The 14,025-nt window shown below is 60.4% G+C and carries 13 protein-coding genes and 1 tRNA gene; 12 read left to right on the top strand and 2 right to left on the bottom strand.

All coding sequences use genetic code 11. The annotated features are described in order from the left end of the window. The first annotated feature begins 2 nt into the window (after positions 1–2). The 8 genes from fdxH to sodC all read left to right on the top strand — a co-directional run bounded on the left by fdxH (position 3) and on the right by sodC (position 8,012). A complete protein-coding gene (gene fdxH / locus BM079_RS14655; protein ID WP_090135568.1) occupies positions 3–950 on the top strand; it encodes a formate dehydrogenase subunit beta in 948 nt (315 codons plus the stop codon). After that, positions 947–1,663: a formate dehydrogenase subunit gamma gene (locus BM079_RS14650; RefSeq protein ID WP_090135566.1), complete on the top strand. Its 717-nt coding sequence runs from the start codon at positions 947–949 to the stop codon at positions 1,661–1,663. Before fdxH ends, BM079_RS14650 begins: the two co-directional genes overlap by 4 nt. Next, positions 1,641–2,582: a formate dehydrogenase accessory protein FdhE gene (fdhE, locus tag BM079_RS14645; protein ID WP_090135563.1), complete on the top strand. Its 942-nt coding sequence runs from the start codon at positions 1,641–1,643 to the stop codon at positions 2,580–2,582. The genes BM079_RS14650 and fdhE overlap by 23 nt, the downstream gene beginning before the upstream one ends. Before the next feature lie 230 nt (positions 2,583–2,812). Continuing rightward, complete coding sequence (gene selA / locus BM079_RS14640) at positions 2,813–4,231, top strand: L-seryl-tRNA(Sec) selenium transferase (protein WP_090135561.1); 1,419 nt, start codon at positions 2,813–2,815, stop codon at positions 4,229–4,231. Beyond that, positions 4,228–6,159 carry a selenocysteine-specific translation elongation factor gene (selB, locus tag BM079_RS14635; RefSeq protein WP_090135559.1) on the top strand — a complete coding sequence of 644 codons (1,932 nt, stop codon included), beginning with the start codon at positions 4,228–4,230 and terminating at the stop codon, positions 6,157–6,159. The genes selA and selB overlap by 4 nt, the downstream gene beginning before the upstream one ends. A 51-nt stretch (positions 6,160–6,210) precedes the next feature. Continuing rightward, positions 6,211–6,306 (top strand) — tRNA-Sec (locus tag BM079_RS16750). A gap of 246 nt (positions 6,307–6,552) precedes the next feature. Beyond that, positions 6,553–7,395: a methylenetetrahydrofolate reductase [NAD(P)H] gene (metF, locus tag BM079_RS14630; protein ID WP_090135557.1), complete on the top strand. Its 843-nt coding sequence runs from the start codon at positions 6,553–6,555 to the stop codon at positions 7,393–7,395. Between the two features lie 89 nt (positions 7,396–7,484). Next, positions 7,485–8,012, top strand: coding sequence for a superoxide dismutase family protein (sodC, locus tag BM079_RS14625; RefSeq protein WP_090135555.1), 528 nt, complete (start codon positions 7,485–7,487; stop codon positions 8,010–8,012). Between the two features lie 74 nt (positions 8,013–8,086). Here sodC and BM079_RS14620 read toward each other — a convergent pair whose 3' ends face one another. Both BM079_RS14620 and prlC read right to left on the bottom strand, forming a co-directional pair. Beyond that, entirely contained in the window at positions 8,087–8,338 is a 252-nt protein-coding gene (locus BM079_RS14620) for a YheV family putative zinc ribbon protein (protein WP_090135553.1), read from the bottom strand. Between the two features lie 47 nt (positions 8,339–8,385). Beyond that, on the bottom strand, positions 8,386–10,428 hold the full coding sequence (prlC, locus tag BM079_RS14615) for an oligopeptidase A (protein WP_090135834.1): 2,043 nt from the start codon (positions 10,426–10,428) through the stop codon (positions 8,386–8,388). A 130-nt stretch (positions 10,429–10,558) separates the two neighbouring features. Here prlC and BM079_RS14610 point away from each other — a divergent pair, with 130 nt between their 5' ends. From BM079_RS14610 to BM079_RS14595, 4 genes are all read left to right on the top strand, one after another. Then, the gene (locus tag BM079_RS14610) at positions 10,559–11,902 is read left to right on the top strand and encodes a sodium-dependent transporter (protein ID WP_090135832.1); all 1,344 of its coding nucleotides are present in this window, start codon (positions 10,559–10,561) and stop codon (positions 11,900–11,902) included. Between the two features lie 82 nt (positions 11,903–11,984). Then, positions 11,985–12,524: a gamma carbonic anhydrase family protein gene (locus BM079_RS14605; RefSeq protein WP_090135551.1), complete on the top strand. Its 540-nt coding sequence runs from the start codon at positions 11,985–11,987 to the stop codon at positions 12,522–12,524. Between the two features lie 82 nt (positions 12,525–12,606). Further along, on the top strand, positions 12,607–13,278 hold the full coding sequence (locus BM079_RS14600; protein ID WP_090135549.1) for a metal-dependent hydrolase: 672 nt from the start codon (positions 12,607–12,609) through the stop codon (positions 13,276–13,278). 28 nt (positions 13,279–13,306) lie between these two features. After that, positions 13,307–13,639 carry an HAD family hydrolase gene (locus BM079_RS14595; protein WP_090135547.1) on the top strand — a complete coding sequence of 111 codons (333 nt, stop codon included), beginning with the start codon at positions 13,307–13,309 and terminating at the stop codon, positions 13,637–13,639. The last annotated feature ends 386 nt before the right edge of the window (positions 13,640–14,025 follow it).

Here is a 14,025-nt window from a genome sequence, read left to right as displayed (position 1 = left end):
ACATGATCAACTCACAAAATATCGTTGCCCGTTCCGCAACGACACTGCCGGCACCGCATGCGCGCGACAACGTGGTGGAAGTGGCCAAGCTGATCGATGTCTCCAAGTGCATCGGTTGCAAGGCCTGCCAGGTCGCCTGCATGGAGTGGAATGACCTGCGTGATGACGTCGGTGAGTGCCATGGGGTGTATGACAACCCCATGGACCTGACCGCCGAATCATGGACGGTGATGCGCTTCAACGAAGTCGAGACAGACTTCGTGGGCGGCGAGGATGTCAGCCGGGAGAAGGAGCTGTCCTGGCTGATCCGCAAGGATGGCTGCATGCACTGTGCCGAGCCGGGCTGCCTTGAGGCCTGCCCGGCGCCGGGAGCGATCGTCAAGTATGCCAACGGCATCGTCGACTTCGATTCCAACAACTGCATTGGCTGCGGCTACTGCATCACCGGCTGCCCGTTCAACATTCCGCGTATCTCGGAAAAGGACAGCAAGTCCTACAAGTGCACCCTGTGCTCTGATCGCGTCAACGTGGGGCTTGAACCGGCCTGCGTAAAGGCCTGTCCGACCAACTGCATCGAGTTTGGCAGCAAAAAGGACATGCTGGCGCGCGCCGAGAAGCGGGTAAACGATCTGAAAGAGCGCGGCTACGAAAAGGCCGGAGTGTATGATCCGGCTGGCGTGGGCGGCACGCATGTCATGTACGTGCTGCATCACGGTGATGATCCGGGGCTCTATCATGGTCTGCCGAAGGACCCGCGCATCTCGCCGGTCGTCGGTGCTTGGAAGGGGATCACCAAGCCCATCATGTCCGCCATTCTGGGGATTACCGCATTTGCCGGTTTCTTCCACTACATCACCAAGGGCCCGAAGGAAGAGCCCACGGATGAGGAAGTCTTCGGCGAAGGGGATGATGATCATCGTGTCTCACGTGAAGAGGAGCATCGGTCATGAACTTCAAAAAACAGAAGACGATGCTGCGTTACGGCCCGGGAACCCGGGCCAATCACTGGGCCATGGCGGGTGCCTTCATTCTGCTGGCGCTTTCCGGGCTTGCCTTCTTCCATCCGCCGTTTTTCTTTCTGAGCCACACCCTGGGCGGGCCGGTCTGGTCACGGGTACTGCATCCTTTCATCGGGGTGGTGCTGTTTGTGCTGTTTGTCATCATTGCGGTGCGACAGCTGCGGCATAACCTGCTGATGCATAATGACATGAAGTGGATGCGTCAGATGGGCGATGTGCTCAACAACCGGGATGACAAGCTGCCACCGATCGGCAAGTACAACCCGGGGCAGAAGATGGTGTTCTGGGCGCTGGTAGTCTGCATTCCGGTGCTTTTGATCACCGGCGTGATCATGTGGCGTCCCTGGTTTGCCGGATTCTTCCCCATCCCGCTGATCCGGGTGGCCAGTCTGTTGCACGCTCTGGCTGCATTCATTGCGATCGCAACCATCATCGTGCACGTTTACGCTGCCATCTGGGTCAAGGGGTCCATCAAGGCCATGACCCGCGGGCGCGTGACCCATGCCTGGGCGAAGCATCACCATCCGCTCTGGTATGAAGAGGAGATGAAGGACCCTTCACAGCGCGCGGGAGACGAGAGCGCCCACGGGCGTGATACAGCATCCCGTCACGGAGCACGCCATGACGGCCGAACATCAGGCTGAACATGATTACGGGACAACCCCCGGCGGGGTAGTGGAACCCCCCGCCGTGGTGCTGCCCGAACGGCGACTTTTCAGCCATCGGGCGCGGCGTCTGCGCGATCTGTCCAGACGCCTGCGTTCAATGGCCGATTTTCTCGGTTTTGCAGCGCGCCTGGCTCAGGCCCAGCATCAGGTGCTGCAAAAGCGTACCAGCACCTTTGCCCCGGACAGTCAGGCCTTTGATCTGGCGCTGGAGCACGGCATGCCGCCGCTGTCGGTACAGTCGCTGCAGGATGATCTGGACTGGCAGGAAGATCTGGATGCCCTGTGCGACGCGCTGGAGCTCAACGTCGGGCAGCCGCAGCAGCAACTGATCCAGCAGCTGCGCCAGCTCGATCAAGAGGACCGCCGGAATATCGCCATCGAAGTGCTCAATGCCGGCACGGGAACGGAAGGCATTCGTGCCTTCATGCCTTTGGTGGCGGCGGCACTGCAGGTGGCCTGGCTGCGGCAGAGCAGCGCGCTTTCACGCCCGCCAAAGCGGGCGGAGGGCACGGCCCAGACGGTCTGCCCCTGCTGCGGTGCGCTGCCGGTGGCCAGCCTCATCCAGGTCGGGCGTGAGCGCTCGCGAGTGCGCTACATGCAGTGTTCGATCTGTGCCACCGAGTGGTACATGGAACGCGCGCGATGCACGACCTGCTTTGAAACCGGCAAGCTCGATTACGTCGGTCTCGAAGGTGAGGATGGCAGGCGACCGCTACCGGTACGGGCCGAAACCTGCGGCGACTGCGAAAGCTATGTGAAGATCGTTCACCTGGACAGCGAAGTGGACGCCGATGCTCTGGCCGACGATCTGGCCAGTCTCGGGCTGGATATCATGATTGCCCGCGAACGGGATCTTGGCCGCAGTAGCTATAATCCGTGGCTGATCGCCGGTTGAAATCGGTGCCTTTTGTTCCAAACGCGCTCATTATGGGCGCGTTTTTTTATGTGGTTATATCAAAACAATCTCTAGGGAAAATGTATCCTGCTTGTTTCAACACTTTTTTAATGGATGATGACCGGCTTGAATGATCATGTACCGTATGGTCCGATCTTGATCCAGCATTCTGTCTGCGGGTCTGCCGAATTCTGAACGCTCTCGCATTGATGCCATGAAAGGAGCCCTCGATGGACGACCCGCGACGTTATCTGCCGGCAGTGGATGTGCTGCTGTGCCATCAGATGATGGTGCACTCGCCGCTCAGCCTTCGCCTTAAAAGGCGGGCCGTGCGTGAGCTGCTGGCCGGCGAGCGTGAGCGTCTCTCCCGGGCCCGTGTGGCTCTCCGTGATGTTGAACAGCTGGCCGCCGCGGCGCTTGACAGGGCCCGGACGCTGGCGGCGTCCAGTGCGCCCAGCGTGTTCAACCTGACCGGTACCGTCATTCACACCAATCTCGGTCGTGCGCCACTGGCAGATTCCGCTATCGAGGCCATGACCCGGGCCGCCCGGCAGCCGCTGGCGCTGGAATATGACGTGGACAGCGGTCATCGAGGGGATCGAGATCAGGTGGTGGAATCCCTGCTGTGCGAACTGACCGGTGCCGAAGCCGCGACCGTGGTCAACAATAATGCCGCAGCGGTTGTTCTGACGCTGTCGGCGCTGGGTGCCGGTCGCGAAGCCGTGATTTCCCGTGGCGAGCTGATCGAGATCGGTGGGTCCTTTCGCCTGCCGGATATCATGCACACCTCTGGTTGCGAGCTGCGCGAAGTCGGCACCACCAATCGCACGCACGCCCGCGATTTCGAGCAGGCCATGAATGAGGCCACCGGCATGATTTTCAAGGCGCATACCTCCAACTACGCTGTTGAAGGCTTCACCGCTGCGGTAGAAGAGCGCGAACTGGCACGTATTGCTCACGCGCGCGACGTCCCTTTCATCGTGGATCTGGGCAGCGGTGCCCTGACCGATATGGCCGCGCTGGGGCTGCCCAATGAGGCGCGCCCCGATCAGAGCATCGAGGCCGGCGCCGATGTGGTGACCTTCAGCGGCGACAAGCTATTGGGTGGCCCTCAGTGCGGCATGATCGTGGGCAGCCGCGCGTACATTGATCGCATCCGTCGGCATCCGCTCAAGCGTGCCATGCGTGTGGACAAGCTGATCCTGAGCGCGCTGGAGGCCACCCTCCGGCTCTATCGCGACAGTGACGATATCGCTTGCGATATTCCGACGCTGACGCTTCTGACACGTCCCGAGCACGAGATCGCCGCGACGGCCGAGCGCCTGCTGCCTGCGCTGGTCGAGTGCCTGCCTCATATGCGGGTCAGCATCATGTCCTGCAAAAGCCAGCTTGGCAGCGGTGCGCTGCCGGTGGATCGCCTGCCCAGCCGAGCCCTGGTGGTGGCTCCCGGGCGCGATGAACGCCGTTCAGGAGAGCGTTCCCTGCGTCTGGTTGAAACCGCTTTCAGGCAGTTGCCAAGGCCCGTGATCGGACGGCTTCACGACGGCGCGCTGTGGCTCGACCTGCGCTGTCTGCAGGGCGAGGATGACGAGCAGGCTTTCATCGAGCAGCTCGGCCAACTCGCGTTGAAACGGGAACATGATTCATGATCGTGGGAACGGCAGGCCATGTTGATCATGGCAAGACAGCCCTGATTCACGCCCTGACCGGCGTCAGTACCGATCGGCTGCGCGAGGAGCAGGCGCGGGGACTGACCATCGAGGCCGGCTACGCCTATCCGGATATGGACGATGGGATCGAGCTGGGCTTTATCGATGTGCCGGGGCATGAAAAATTTATCCACAACATGCTGTCGGGTGTGGCCGGAATCGATACCATGCTGCTGGTTGTGGCTGCCGATGATGGCGTCATGCCGCAGACCCGCGAACACATGCAGATTCTGCGTCTGCTGGGCATTGATCGTGGCGTCGTGGCTCTGACCAAGTGTGATCTGGTCGAGCCCGGGCGGCGTCTGGAAGTCCATGAAGACATCCGGGCCCTTCTGGCGGGCTCGACGCTTGAAGACTCAATGATTCTGGAGGTCTCCAGTCGGACCGGCGAGGGCATTGAAGAACTCCGGGAGGAGCTCTGGCAACGCGCGCGGGCCAGCGATGCCGAGCCGGTGCAGGGCAGTTTTCGTATGGCCGTCGATCGCGCCTTTACCAAGACCGGTTCGGGGCTTGTGGTGACAGGCACGATCGTGGCGGGCGAGATCACGGTGGGCGACAGCGTCAGGCTGTTTCCATCCGGCCATGAGGCGCGTGTCCGGGGGCTTCGTCGTCAGGGACGGGTAGCAGAATACGCCCGTCAGGGGGATCGGCTGGCGTTGAACCTGGCCGGTCCCGGCATCGATCGGGAAACCGTTGAGCGCGGTGACTGGGTCGTCGCTCAGACGCTGGCGACGCCGGCCCTGACGCGAGTGGATATTTCTCTTGAACTTCTGGAGAATGCCCCGGCGCTGGATCACTGGTCGGGGGTCCATTTACACCTTGGGGCGTCGCATGTCACCGGGCGTATTTCCCTGCTGGAGGGACAGCAATTGCTGCCTGGCGGACACATGCTGGCACAGATGATTCTTGATGCGCCACTGCATACCTGTCTGGGAGATCGCGTGATCGTGCGCGATCATGGTGCACGCCATACCATTGGCGGTGGCATCGTGCTGGATGGTTCCCCGCCGCGGCGAGGCCAGCGTTCATCGGCACGCCTTCAGTGGCTGGAGAGCTGCCGTCAGGCGGTCATGAGCCATCCCGGTGTCATCTCTCTGACCGAGCCGCTCAAGGCAGCCCTGACGCTGCGTCCGGACGGTCCGGATGTCTATGGTCTGGCGCGAAACTTCAATCGCACGCCGGCCTCGCTGGCCAATGCATTCGAGGCGCTGGGCGCATGGGTCATCAGCGCCGGCCCGGAAATGCGTGCCTTCTCGCCCGAGTCACTCGAGTCGCTTCGGGGGCGCATACTCGAGGTGGTCACCGAAAATCACGAGCGCGAGCCGGCCATGCTGGGCACCGAGCGCGAGCGTCTGCGGCGCCAGGTCGTGCCTAATATGCCCAGCGCGCTGTTTCGCCAGATTCTGCAGCCACTGCTGACCGAGGGCATGCTGAAACAGCAGGGCCCCTTTCTGTCACTGCCGGCTCACCAGGCCGCTCTGTCGGCCGAGGATGAAGCGCTCTGGCAGCAGATTCAGGGCTACCTGGCCGAGACTCCCTATGATCCGCCGCGAGTCCGGGATCTGGCCGGGCTCGAGAACATCGATGAAACGCGGGTGCGTCAGGTCCTGACCTCGGCGGCGCAGCTTGGGCGTGTCTATCACGTGCGCCGCGATCACTTCTTTCTCGCCCGGTCCGTGCATGACATGGCCGAGATGATTCAGCAGATCGAGGTGCAGCAGGGTGCGGCACATGTGGCAAGCTTTCGGGATCGGCTGGGCGTCGGGCGCAAGCTGGCCGTGCTGATCCTCGAATTCTTTGACCGAATCGGCTATACACGGCGGGTGCGTGATGATCATGTCGTTCGCCGGGCCGACATGTGGCATTAACCAGGATATGATGCGAGCACGTTGTAAAACCTGCTAATATTAGCGGGTTGCGGAAGGGCTTCGTTCCCCGGTGGGGCGCTCGGGCTTCAAACCCGAGAGGGGCTGCCAGCAGTCCCTGGTGGGTTCGACTCCCACGCCTTTCCGCCATTTTTTGTCTCTCTTCAGCAGGTGGTCCACTCTGGCCCCCTTTTTCCTTCCCCGAACACCTGTCAGGCGTTCGATCATGAATTCTGCTTGATAAGTCCCCCCGAATCTTTCATTTGGCCCGGCCTGCTGGCGTCGTCACAATAGGTGACATCAATCAGCGGTCGACCGCTGCTGATCAACAGATCAGGAATGTGGCCATGGGCTCGTTCTGTCGACGCGCGACCCGTCAAAAGGATCCCGGACATCATGAGTGACGCCTGCTCACCCAATATCAGCTTTGAATTCTTTCCGCCGCGTACCGATGCAGGGCGTGACCGACTGCCGGAGGTGTACACACAGCTGGCCGAGCTCGATCCACGCTTTTTTTCGGTGACCTTCGGGGCCGGCGGCACTACGCGTGACTTCACGTTTGAAGCGGTTAAAAACATTTCACGTGATACCGGCGTCTGCACGGCGCCACACCTGTCATGCGTGGCCAGCGACAAGGCCGATCTTCGCAGGCTTTTGCTGCAGTACCGCGAGCACGGCATCAAGCGAATCGTTGCCCTGCGCGGTGACATGCCCTCGGGCATGCTGGGCATTGGCGAGTTTCGCTATGCTAAACATCTTGTCGATTTCATCCGGGAGGAGACCGGCGGTCATTTTGATCTGACCGTGGCGGCCTATCCCGAGTGCCATCCGCAGGCGAGCAGTTTCGAGCGTGATATCGATCACTTTGCCGACAAGGTGCGCGCCGGCGCCGATATGGCCATTACGCAGTATTTCTTCAACCCGGATGCCTACCATCACTTCGTGGATCGGGTTCGGGCGCGGGGCGTGGATATTCCGATCATCCCGGGCATCATGCCGATCACCAACTACTCAAAGCTTGCCCGCTTTTCCGAAATGTGTGGCGCCGAGATTCCGCGCTGGGTGCGTCGGCAGCTGGAAGCCTATGGCGATGACAGCGACAGCATTCAGGCCTTCGGGCACGAGGTGGTCACGCGCCTTTGCCAGCAGTTGCTGGATCAGGGGGCACCGGGGCTGCACTTCTATACGCTCAACCAGGCCGATACCTGCACCCGGATCGTCAGGGAGCTGTCGCTTTAGAAGCTGATCAGTGATTGGTCCACTTCGAGGTGAGCAGCTAGTCTTGAGAGTACGCCGATTGTTAACGGGCTGACTCAGGAGATTTCCCGATGAAAAGACTGTTTCTGGCATCTGCCCTGCTGGCACTGACGCCGCTGGCCATGGCTGACACGACCGTAGAGCTGCACAAGGCCACGCAGGATGGTGTGGGTGATTCCGTAGGCACCGTCACCTTCAAGGACACCGATTACGGCCTTCTGGCCACGCCCGACATTTCCGGGCTACCTGGATTCGGCATGCACGGTTTTCACCTGCATACCAACCCCAGCTGTGACCCGGCCACCAGCGATGGTGAAGTAACACCTGCCGGTGCCGCTGGTGGTCACTTCGACCCGGAAGGCACGGGGACTCATGCTGGCCCCTACATGGAGGACAGCCATCTGGGTGACATGCCGCTGCTGGTAGCCAATGACGATGGACAGATTTCAACGCCGGTGCTGGCGCCGCGTTTGAAGGAGAGTGATCTTGCAGGGCACGCTGTCATTCTTCACGAAGGCGGTGACACCTACAGTGAGCCTCCGCACCTGGGCGGTGGCGGTGGACGCTGGGCCTGTGGTGTGATTAAAGATAACAGCTGATCGATGACCGATCATGAAAAGGCCCTGCCGGATTACCGGCAGGGCCTTTTTGATGCTCGTTCCGTAATCAGGCGCTAGCGCTTGCCCGGATCGATGATTTTGACCGGCTGGAAATCGTTGCCTTCCGGTTCGGGTCGGCTTTTGGCGACCCGCGTATCCAGTGGGTCCAGACTCTCCTCGGTCATGGGCAGCTGTTCAAAAAAGTCGCAGCTGATACACTCTCGATAGCGGGTACCGTTACTCTCCCAGCTGCGAATGCGATCCATGGCATTGCAGCGGGGGCAGATGGCCCCGGCAATGAAACGCTTGGGCGTTTGCTGATTCATCAGACCTCCTGACCGGCAGATGAAGCTGCCGGTCATGGTGTTGAGGACTACGCCGCCCGGTGAATACCGCTGTGGCGCAGCAGTGGTTCGATGCTGGGCTCACGTCCGCGAAACTCCTGAAACAGAACGGCTGCATCCCGGGCGCCGCCCTGTTCCAGAATGCTGGTACGAAAACGCATACCGGTGCTCTGATCGAAGACGCCGGCCTCTTCGAAGGCCGACCAGGCGTCTGCAGACAGTACTTCGGCCCACTTGTAGCTGTAGTAGCCGGCGGCATAGCCACCTGCAAAGATATGGCCGAATCCGTGCTGGAAACGGTTGAAGTCGACTCTGGGCACCACCGAGACCTGGTCGCGCACGCTGTTGAGCAGGGACTGGATATCGCCGGCCTGCGGCGCGAGATGTTCCCGGTGCAAGCGCAGATCAAACAGCGAAAACTCGAGCTGACGCGCCATGGTCATGGCGGACTGGAAGTTTCTGGCCGCCTGCAGCCGCTCCAGCAGATCGTCGGGCAGCGGTTCCTTGGTATCAACGTGTGCGGCGATCAGATCGAGGCCTTCGCGCACCCAGCAGAAGTTCTCCATGAACTGGCTCGGCAGCTCGACGGCGTCCCACGCCACGCCATTGATGCCTGAGACGTCCGCCACCGTCTGGCGCGTCAGCATGTGATGCAGCCCGTGCCCGAACTCGTGGAAAAGGGTCAGGACTTCATCATGGGTCAACAGCGCCGGGCGATCACCCACCGGGCGAGTAAAGTTGCAGGTCAGATAGGCGATCGGCAGCTGCGTCTCGCCATTGCCACGCTCGCGCCGAACGCGACACTCATCCATCCAGGCACCGCCGCGCTTGCCTTCGCGGGCGTAGAGATCGAGATAGAAACCGGCGATGGGGCGGCCATTTTCCAGAATGTCGAAAAAGCGCACGTCGCTGTGCCAGCGCGGGGCCTCGGTATTTTCCTGAAAGCTGACGTTGAAGAGCTTGCCGATGACCCGGAAGAGACCGTCGACGGCACCGGGCGCCGGAAAATAGGGACGAAGTTCTTCCTGCGAAATGGCGTAGCGCGCTTCGCGAAGCTTCTCGCTGGCATAACCGGTGTCCCAGGGCGCCAGCGCATCAATGCCCAGTTCTTCACGGGCAAAGTCGCTGAGGGTCTGAAATTCTTCCCGGGCCTGCGGTACGGCGCGGCTGGAGAGGTCATGAAGGAAATCAAGCACCTGGTCGGGACTGTCGGCCATCTTGGTGGCCATCGAGTAGTCGGCGTAGGTGTCAAAGCCGGCCAGTCCGGCAAGTTCCTGTCTCAGTGACACGATTTCGGCCATGACCTCGGAGTTGTCGAACTCGCCGGCATTGGGACCCTGATCGGAGGCGCGGGTGACAAAGGCGGTATATACCTCTTCACGCAGGGCGCGGTCATCGGCGTGGCTCATGATCGGGAAAAAGCTCGGGAAATCGAGCGTGATGCGATAGCCCTCGACGCCCTTGGCTTCGGCGTTGGCGGCCAGCGTGTCCAGCGCACTCTGGGGCAGGCCATCGAGACGCTCGCGCGGGACATCCAGATGCCAGGCCTGGGTGGCGTCCAGCACGTTGTTGGAGAAGGTGTTGGAGAGCGTCGAGAGTCGGGCCTGAATCTCGCCGAATCTTGCCTTTTTTTCAGCGGGCAGATCGACACCAGCCAGGCGAAAATCGCGCAGGGTGTTGTCGATCGACTTGCGCTGGCCCTCATCAAGATGTGCATATTCGTCGCTTTCTGCCAGCGCCTGAAATGCCCTGAAAAGCCCTTCATGCTGACCCAGCCAGGTGCCATAGGCCGACAGCTTCGGCAGGCAGGCCTGATAGGCCTCGCGCAGCGCCGGCGAGTTCATGGTGGCGTTGAGATGTGACACCGGTGACCAGGCCTGGGAGAGCTGGTCGTTGATGGCCTCAAGTGGTGCTGCCAAGCCCTGCCAGGTGTAGCTGCCTTCCTCGACCAGCCTTTCGATGGCGGCCTTGTTGCGTGCCAGCAATTCATCCACGGCCGGTTCAATGATGTCCGGAGTAATGGCCTCAAAAGGCGGCAGCGTGTGGGATTCGAGCAGGGGGTTGGTAGACATGAAGCGACCTCGCGGTTGGCGAAAGATATACTGTCGACAATGAGGGTGTCGGGTGCCGGTTTCAATGCAGGCCCACGGCATCGTGAGTTGATCTGGCATGCGTCATGGCGCAGTGGAGGGGATGCAGGACATGTCCGAAGTGGTAGAGCGCTGGGGGTCACGCCGTGCATTTATTATAGCAGTGACGGGGGCAGCAGTAGGGCTGGGCAATATATGGCGCTTTCCCTGGATGACCGGTGAAAACGGTGGCGCTGCCTTTTTGATGCTCTATGTGGTGTTTCTGGTGCTGCTGGGTCTGCCGGTCATGATTGCCGAAATCATGATCGGCCGTGCCGGTCGACGCACGCCGATTCAGGCGCTGACTCATCTGGCCCGTGATGCGGGCAAAAGCCGTCACTGGGGATGGCTGGGGCTTTTCTGCGGCGTCACACTGTTTTTCATCCTCTCCTTTTACTCCGTGGTTTCCGGCTGGTCGATCGAGTATCTGGTGGACGCGCTGAGCGGTCATTTTGCCTCGCAGTCTCCACAGGAAATCGGCAGTGCCTTCGATGCCTTTCTGGCAAGCCCCGGGCGGGTGCTTTTCAATCACACTCTCTTTTTGTTCCTGACCATGTCGGTGGTGGCCCTCGGTGTGGGAGGCGGGCTCGAGCGGCTCAACAACCTGCTGATGCCGCTTTTGTATCTGCTGCTGGTGTTGCTGGTGGGCTATGCCTTTACCACCAGCGGGTTTACCGCTGCTCTGGCCTGGCTGTTCATGCCGGATCTGTCCGCGTTGACACCGATGGCGATCTTCAACGCCATGGGACATGCCTTCTTTACCCTGGCGGTAGGTGCCGGCGCGCTGATGACCTACGGGGCCTACATGCCCGATGATCAGAGTCTGCCTCGTGCCGTGGTCACCGTGGCCATTCTGGATGTGGCCGTGGCGCTGATGGCCGGTATTGCCATCTTCTCGATTGTCTTTTCCCAGAACATGGCGCCGGACTCCGGCCCCGGGCTGATGTTCGTGACCCTGCCCATTGCCTTTGCCGACCTGCCCGGCGGTGCGCTGTGGCTGGGGGCCTTTTTTGTCCTGCTGCTGCTGGCCACCTGGACCTCATCCATTAATCTGGCCGAGCCCATGGTGGCCATGCTGGGCAGTCTCGGTATGGCGCGCTGGCTGGCGGCGGTGCTGATCGGCGTCGGCGTCTGGTTGATGGGCCTGCCCTCGGCGCTCTCCTTTTCAATCTGGTCGGACGTTCGTCCTTTCGGCGATATGACGCTGTTTGATCTGGCCACGACCCTGCCGATCGACATCATGCTGCCCATCGGCGGGCTGCTGATTGCCTTTTTTGCGGCATGGGTCATGGAGGGGACTCGAGCGTCCATGGCCATCGGGGCCGGCGAGCGTTTTTATCGCCACTGGCGCGCGGTCGTGCGCTGGGTGTCCATTCCGCTGCTGGTGGTAGTGCTGGTGGGCTTTTTCCTGAGCTGATACACACGCCCGGCAAGGCTGGCGGCATTTCGGTGGTTGTTGCAGACTGGGATGACACATCGGGGATGGGAGGAGAAAGGACATGGGCATTCGAAGCTTCAGGGGCGTTTCACCCTCGCTGGGTGAGCGGGTCTTTATCGATGACACGGCCGTGGTGCTGGGGGATGTCACACTGGGGGATGACACCTCGGTCTGGCCCACGGCCGTGATTCGCGGCGACATGCACCGCATCCGCATCGGTGCCCGTACCAGCATTCAGGATGGCTCGGTGCTTCATATTACTCATGCCAGCGATTACAGCCCCGGAGGATATCCGCTAACGATAGGTGACGATGTGACCGTCGGGCATCGCGCCATTTTGCATGGCTGCACCATTGCCTCGAAGGTCCTGATCGGCATGGGGGCCACGGTGCTTGATGGCGCTGTGGTGGAAACCGAGGTGCTGGTGGCAGCCGGTGCGGTGGTGCCGCCCGGCAAGCATCTGGAAAGCGGCTATGTCTATGGCGGCAATCCAGTCCGACAGCTTCGCCCGCTCAAGGAAGCCGAATATCGCTTCTTTGAGTATTCAGCAGGTAACTACGTGTCGCTCAAGGATGAGTTCCTCGCCTCGATAAACGAGTGATCTCATTTCTTCGGAGCGCTATATCATTGTTGTTGTTGGGAAAATTGCGCCATAATATGGATTTATATCCAGTATTTGAGTCATGGCCAATTTTACAACGCACTTTACGGTTGCCGCTGTCGGCGGCGCACTCGTCGGAGGGCTGGGCTGGCAGGCCGGCCTTTGGCCCTTCGTCGAGAGTTTTCCAATCGCAGGAATAGTGGCGCTGGGCGGCGTGGTGCCGGATATCGATGCCGATCAGTCGCGAGCTGTACGCCTGATATTCACGCTGATGGCCATGCTGGCCGTGATCGGCTGTGTGTCGGCCCTGCAGCCCTTCCTGTCACTGGCAGAGCTGAGTGGCGTCGGGATTGGCGCCTATCTCTTCGTTCGCTATCCCCTGAGTAGGCTGTTCAAGCGTTTCTCTGTGCATCGAGGCATCTGGCACTCTCTGCTGGCCGCAGTGCTCTCAGCGCTTGTTGTTGCCTCAGTGAGCTATCACCTTTTTATACAGACTGCCGGGCAGTCGTGGGTTCTGGCCGGTGCCATGCTGATCGGCGTGCTCATCCATCTCCTGCTGGATGAAATCTACAGCATCGATATCGAGGGGCGTCGACTGAAGCGCTCCTTTGGCACGGCCTTCAAGCTCTATGATTACGGCACGCCCCAGACGGCAATGCTCATGGGGATTGTGATGCTGTCGACGATCCCCTGGCTGCCACCTTATGGCGTCCTGCAGGATTTGGGGCACAGGATATGGGCACTCTGGGGGTAAATACCGGTTGATCAGAGAGGAGGGCTGAATGGCACGCGAGATACTGTTGTTTGATGTTGGTGGCGTGCTGGCCGACTGGGACGGCACGACGCCGCTGGTCACGCTGACCGATGGACGGCTCACCCGTGAAGAGGCACGCCGGTTCTGGCTGGAGTTTGAGCCGCTTGCTCCCTTTGAGACCGGACAGTCCACCTGTGAGGGCTTTCTCGAGGCCGCCGTGGAAGCCCTGTCATTGAACATGACCCCTGAAGCCTTCGGGTGGTACGGCGCTGCAAGGGCACTGGGAGTGTCCGCCTTTCAGGTAAAAGGAAAAGAGGCGCTTGAGGCCTGTCTTGAAGAGAAGGGATATCTACTGCCATGAGTCTCCATCACAGTCATATGACAGTGTGGTGAAATCTTTTTGAAAAAAGGGTTGCGTCTCCAGTGGGTGATCTATAAAGTACGCATCCGCTGCCACGGAGCACACGGCGACGAGGCAGCGGGGAAGTCTGCAGGTGATTGTTTTGACTTGGGTTTTGGTCACTTCAATCGGATTCGATTCCAGTCGCTTGCTTCCGCATCGAAAAAAAAGAGGTTGACTTTTCGATGCAGGGCTGTAAAATGCCCACTCTCTCGAAGCAGCCGCCAACGGCGCTGACAACATCTTCGAGACGCTCTTTAACAAGTCGATCAGGCAATTTGTGTGGGCGTCTGGCTCGCGTGACACCAGTCACATAGATATTCGAGCAGACGAACACTCGTCAAGAG

Source organism: Kushneria avicenniae (assembly GCF_900112585.1).
Taxonomy (GTDB): Bacteria; Pseudomonadota; Gammaproteobacteria; order Pseudomonadales; family Halomonadaceae; genus Kushneria; species Kushneria avicenniae.
The sequence above is the reverse complement of the archived record's forward strand: the minus strand, read 5'-3'. Positions and strand labels throughout refer to the sequence as shown.

Excerpts from the sequence above, each read along its gene's own strand:
- selA (WP_090135561.1), top strand. The coding sequence starts at position 2,813 with ATGGACGACCCGCGACGTTATCTGCCGGCAGTGGATGTGCTGCTGTGC.
- BM079_RS14610 (WP_090135832.1), top strand. The coding sequence starts at position 10,559 with ATGTCCGAAGTGGTAGAGCGCTGGGGGTCACGCCGTGCATTTATTATA.
- BM079_RS14595 (WP_090135547.1), top strand. The coding sequence starts at position 13,307 with ATGGCACGCGAGATACTGTTGTTTGATGTTGGTGGCGTGCTGGCCGAC.
- BM079_RS14600 (WP_090135549.1), top strand. The coding sequence starts at position 12,607 with ATGGCCAATTTTACAACGCACTTTACGGTTGCCGCTGTCGGCGGCGCA.
- fdxH (WP_090135568.1), top strand. The coding sequence starts at position 3 with ATGATCAACTCACAAAATATCGTTGCCCGTTCCGCAACGACACTGCCG.
- BM079_RS14650 (WP_090135566.1), top strand. The coding sequence starts at position 947 with ATGAACTTCAAAAAACAGAAGACGATGCTGCGTTACGGCCCGGGAACC.
- prlC (WP_090135834.1), bottom strand. The coding sequence starts at position 10,428 with ATGTCTACCAACCCCCTGCTCGAATCCCACACGCTGCCGCCTTTTGAG.
- selB (WP_090135559.1), top strand. The coding sequence starts at position 4,228 with ATGATCGTGGGAACGGCAGGCCATGTTGATCATGGCAAGACAGCCCTG.
- sodC (WP_090135555.1), top strand. The coding sequence starts at position 7,485 with ATGAAAAGACTGTTTCTGGCATCTGCCCTGCTGGCACTGACGCCGCTG.
- BM079_RS14605 (WP_090135551.1), top strand. The coding sequence starts at position 11,985 with ATGGGCATTCGAAGCTTCAGGGGCGTTTCACCCTCGCTGGGTGAGCGG.
- fdhE (WP_090135563.1), top strand. The coding sequence starts at position 1,641 with ATGACGGCCGAACATCAGGCTGAACATGATTACGGGACAACCCCCGGC.
- metF (WP_090135557.1), top strand. The coding sequence starts at position 6,553 with ATGAGTGACGCCTGCTCACCCAATATCAGCTTTGAATTCTTTCCGCCG.
- BM079_RS14620 (WP_090135553.1), bottom strand. The coding sequence starts at position 8,338 with ATGAATCAGCAAACGCCCAAGCGTTTCATTGCCGGGGCCATCTGCCCC.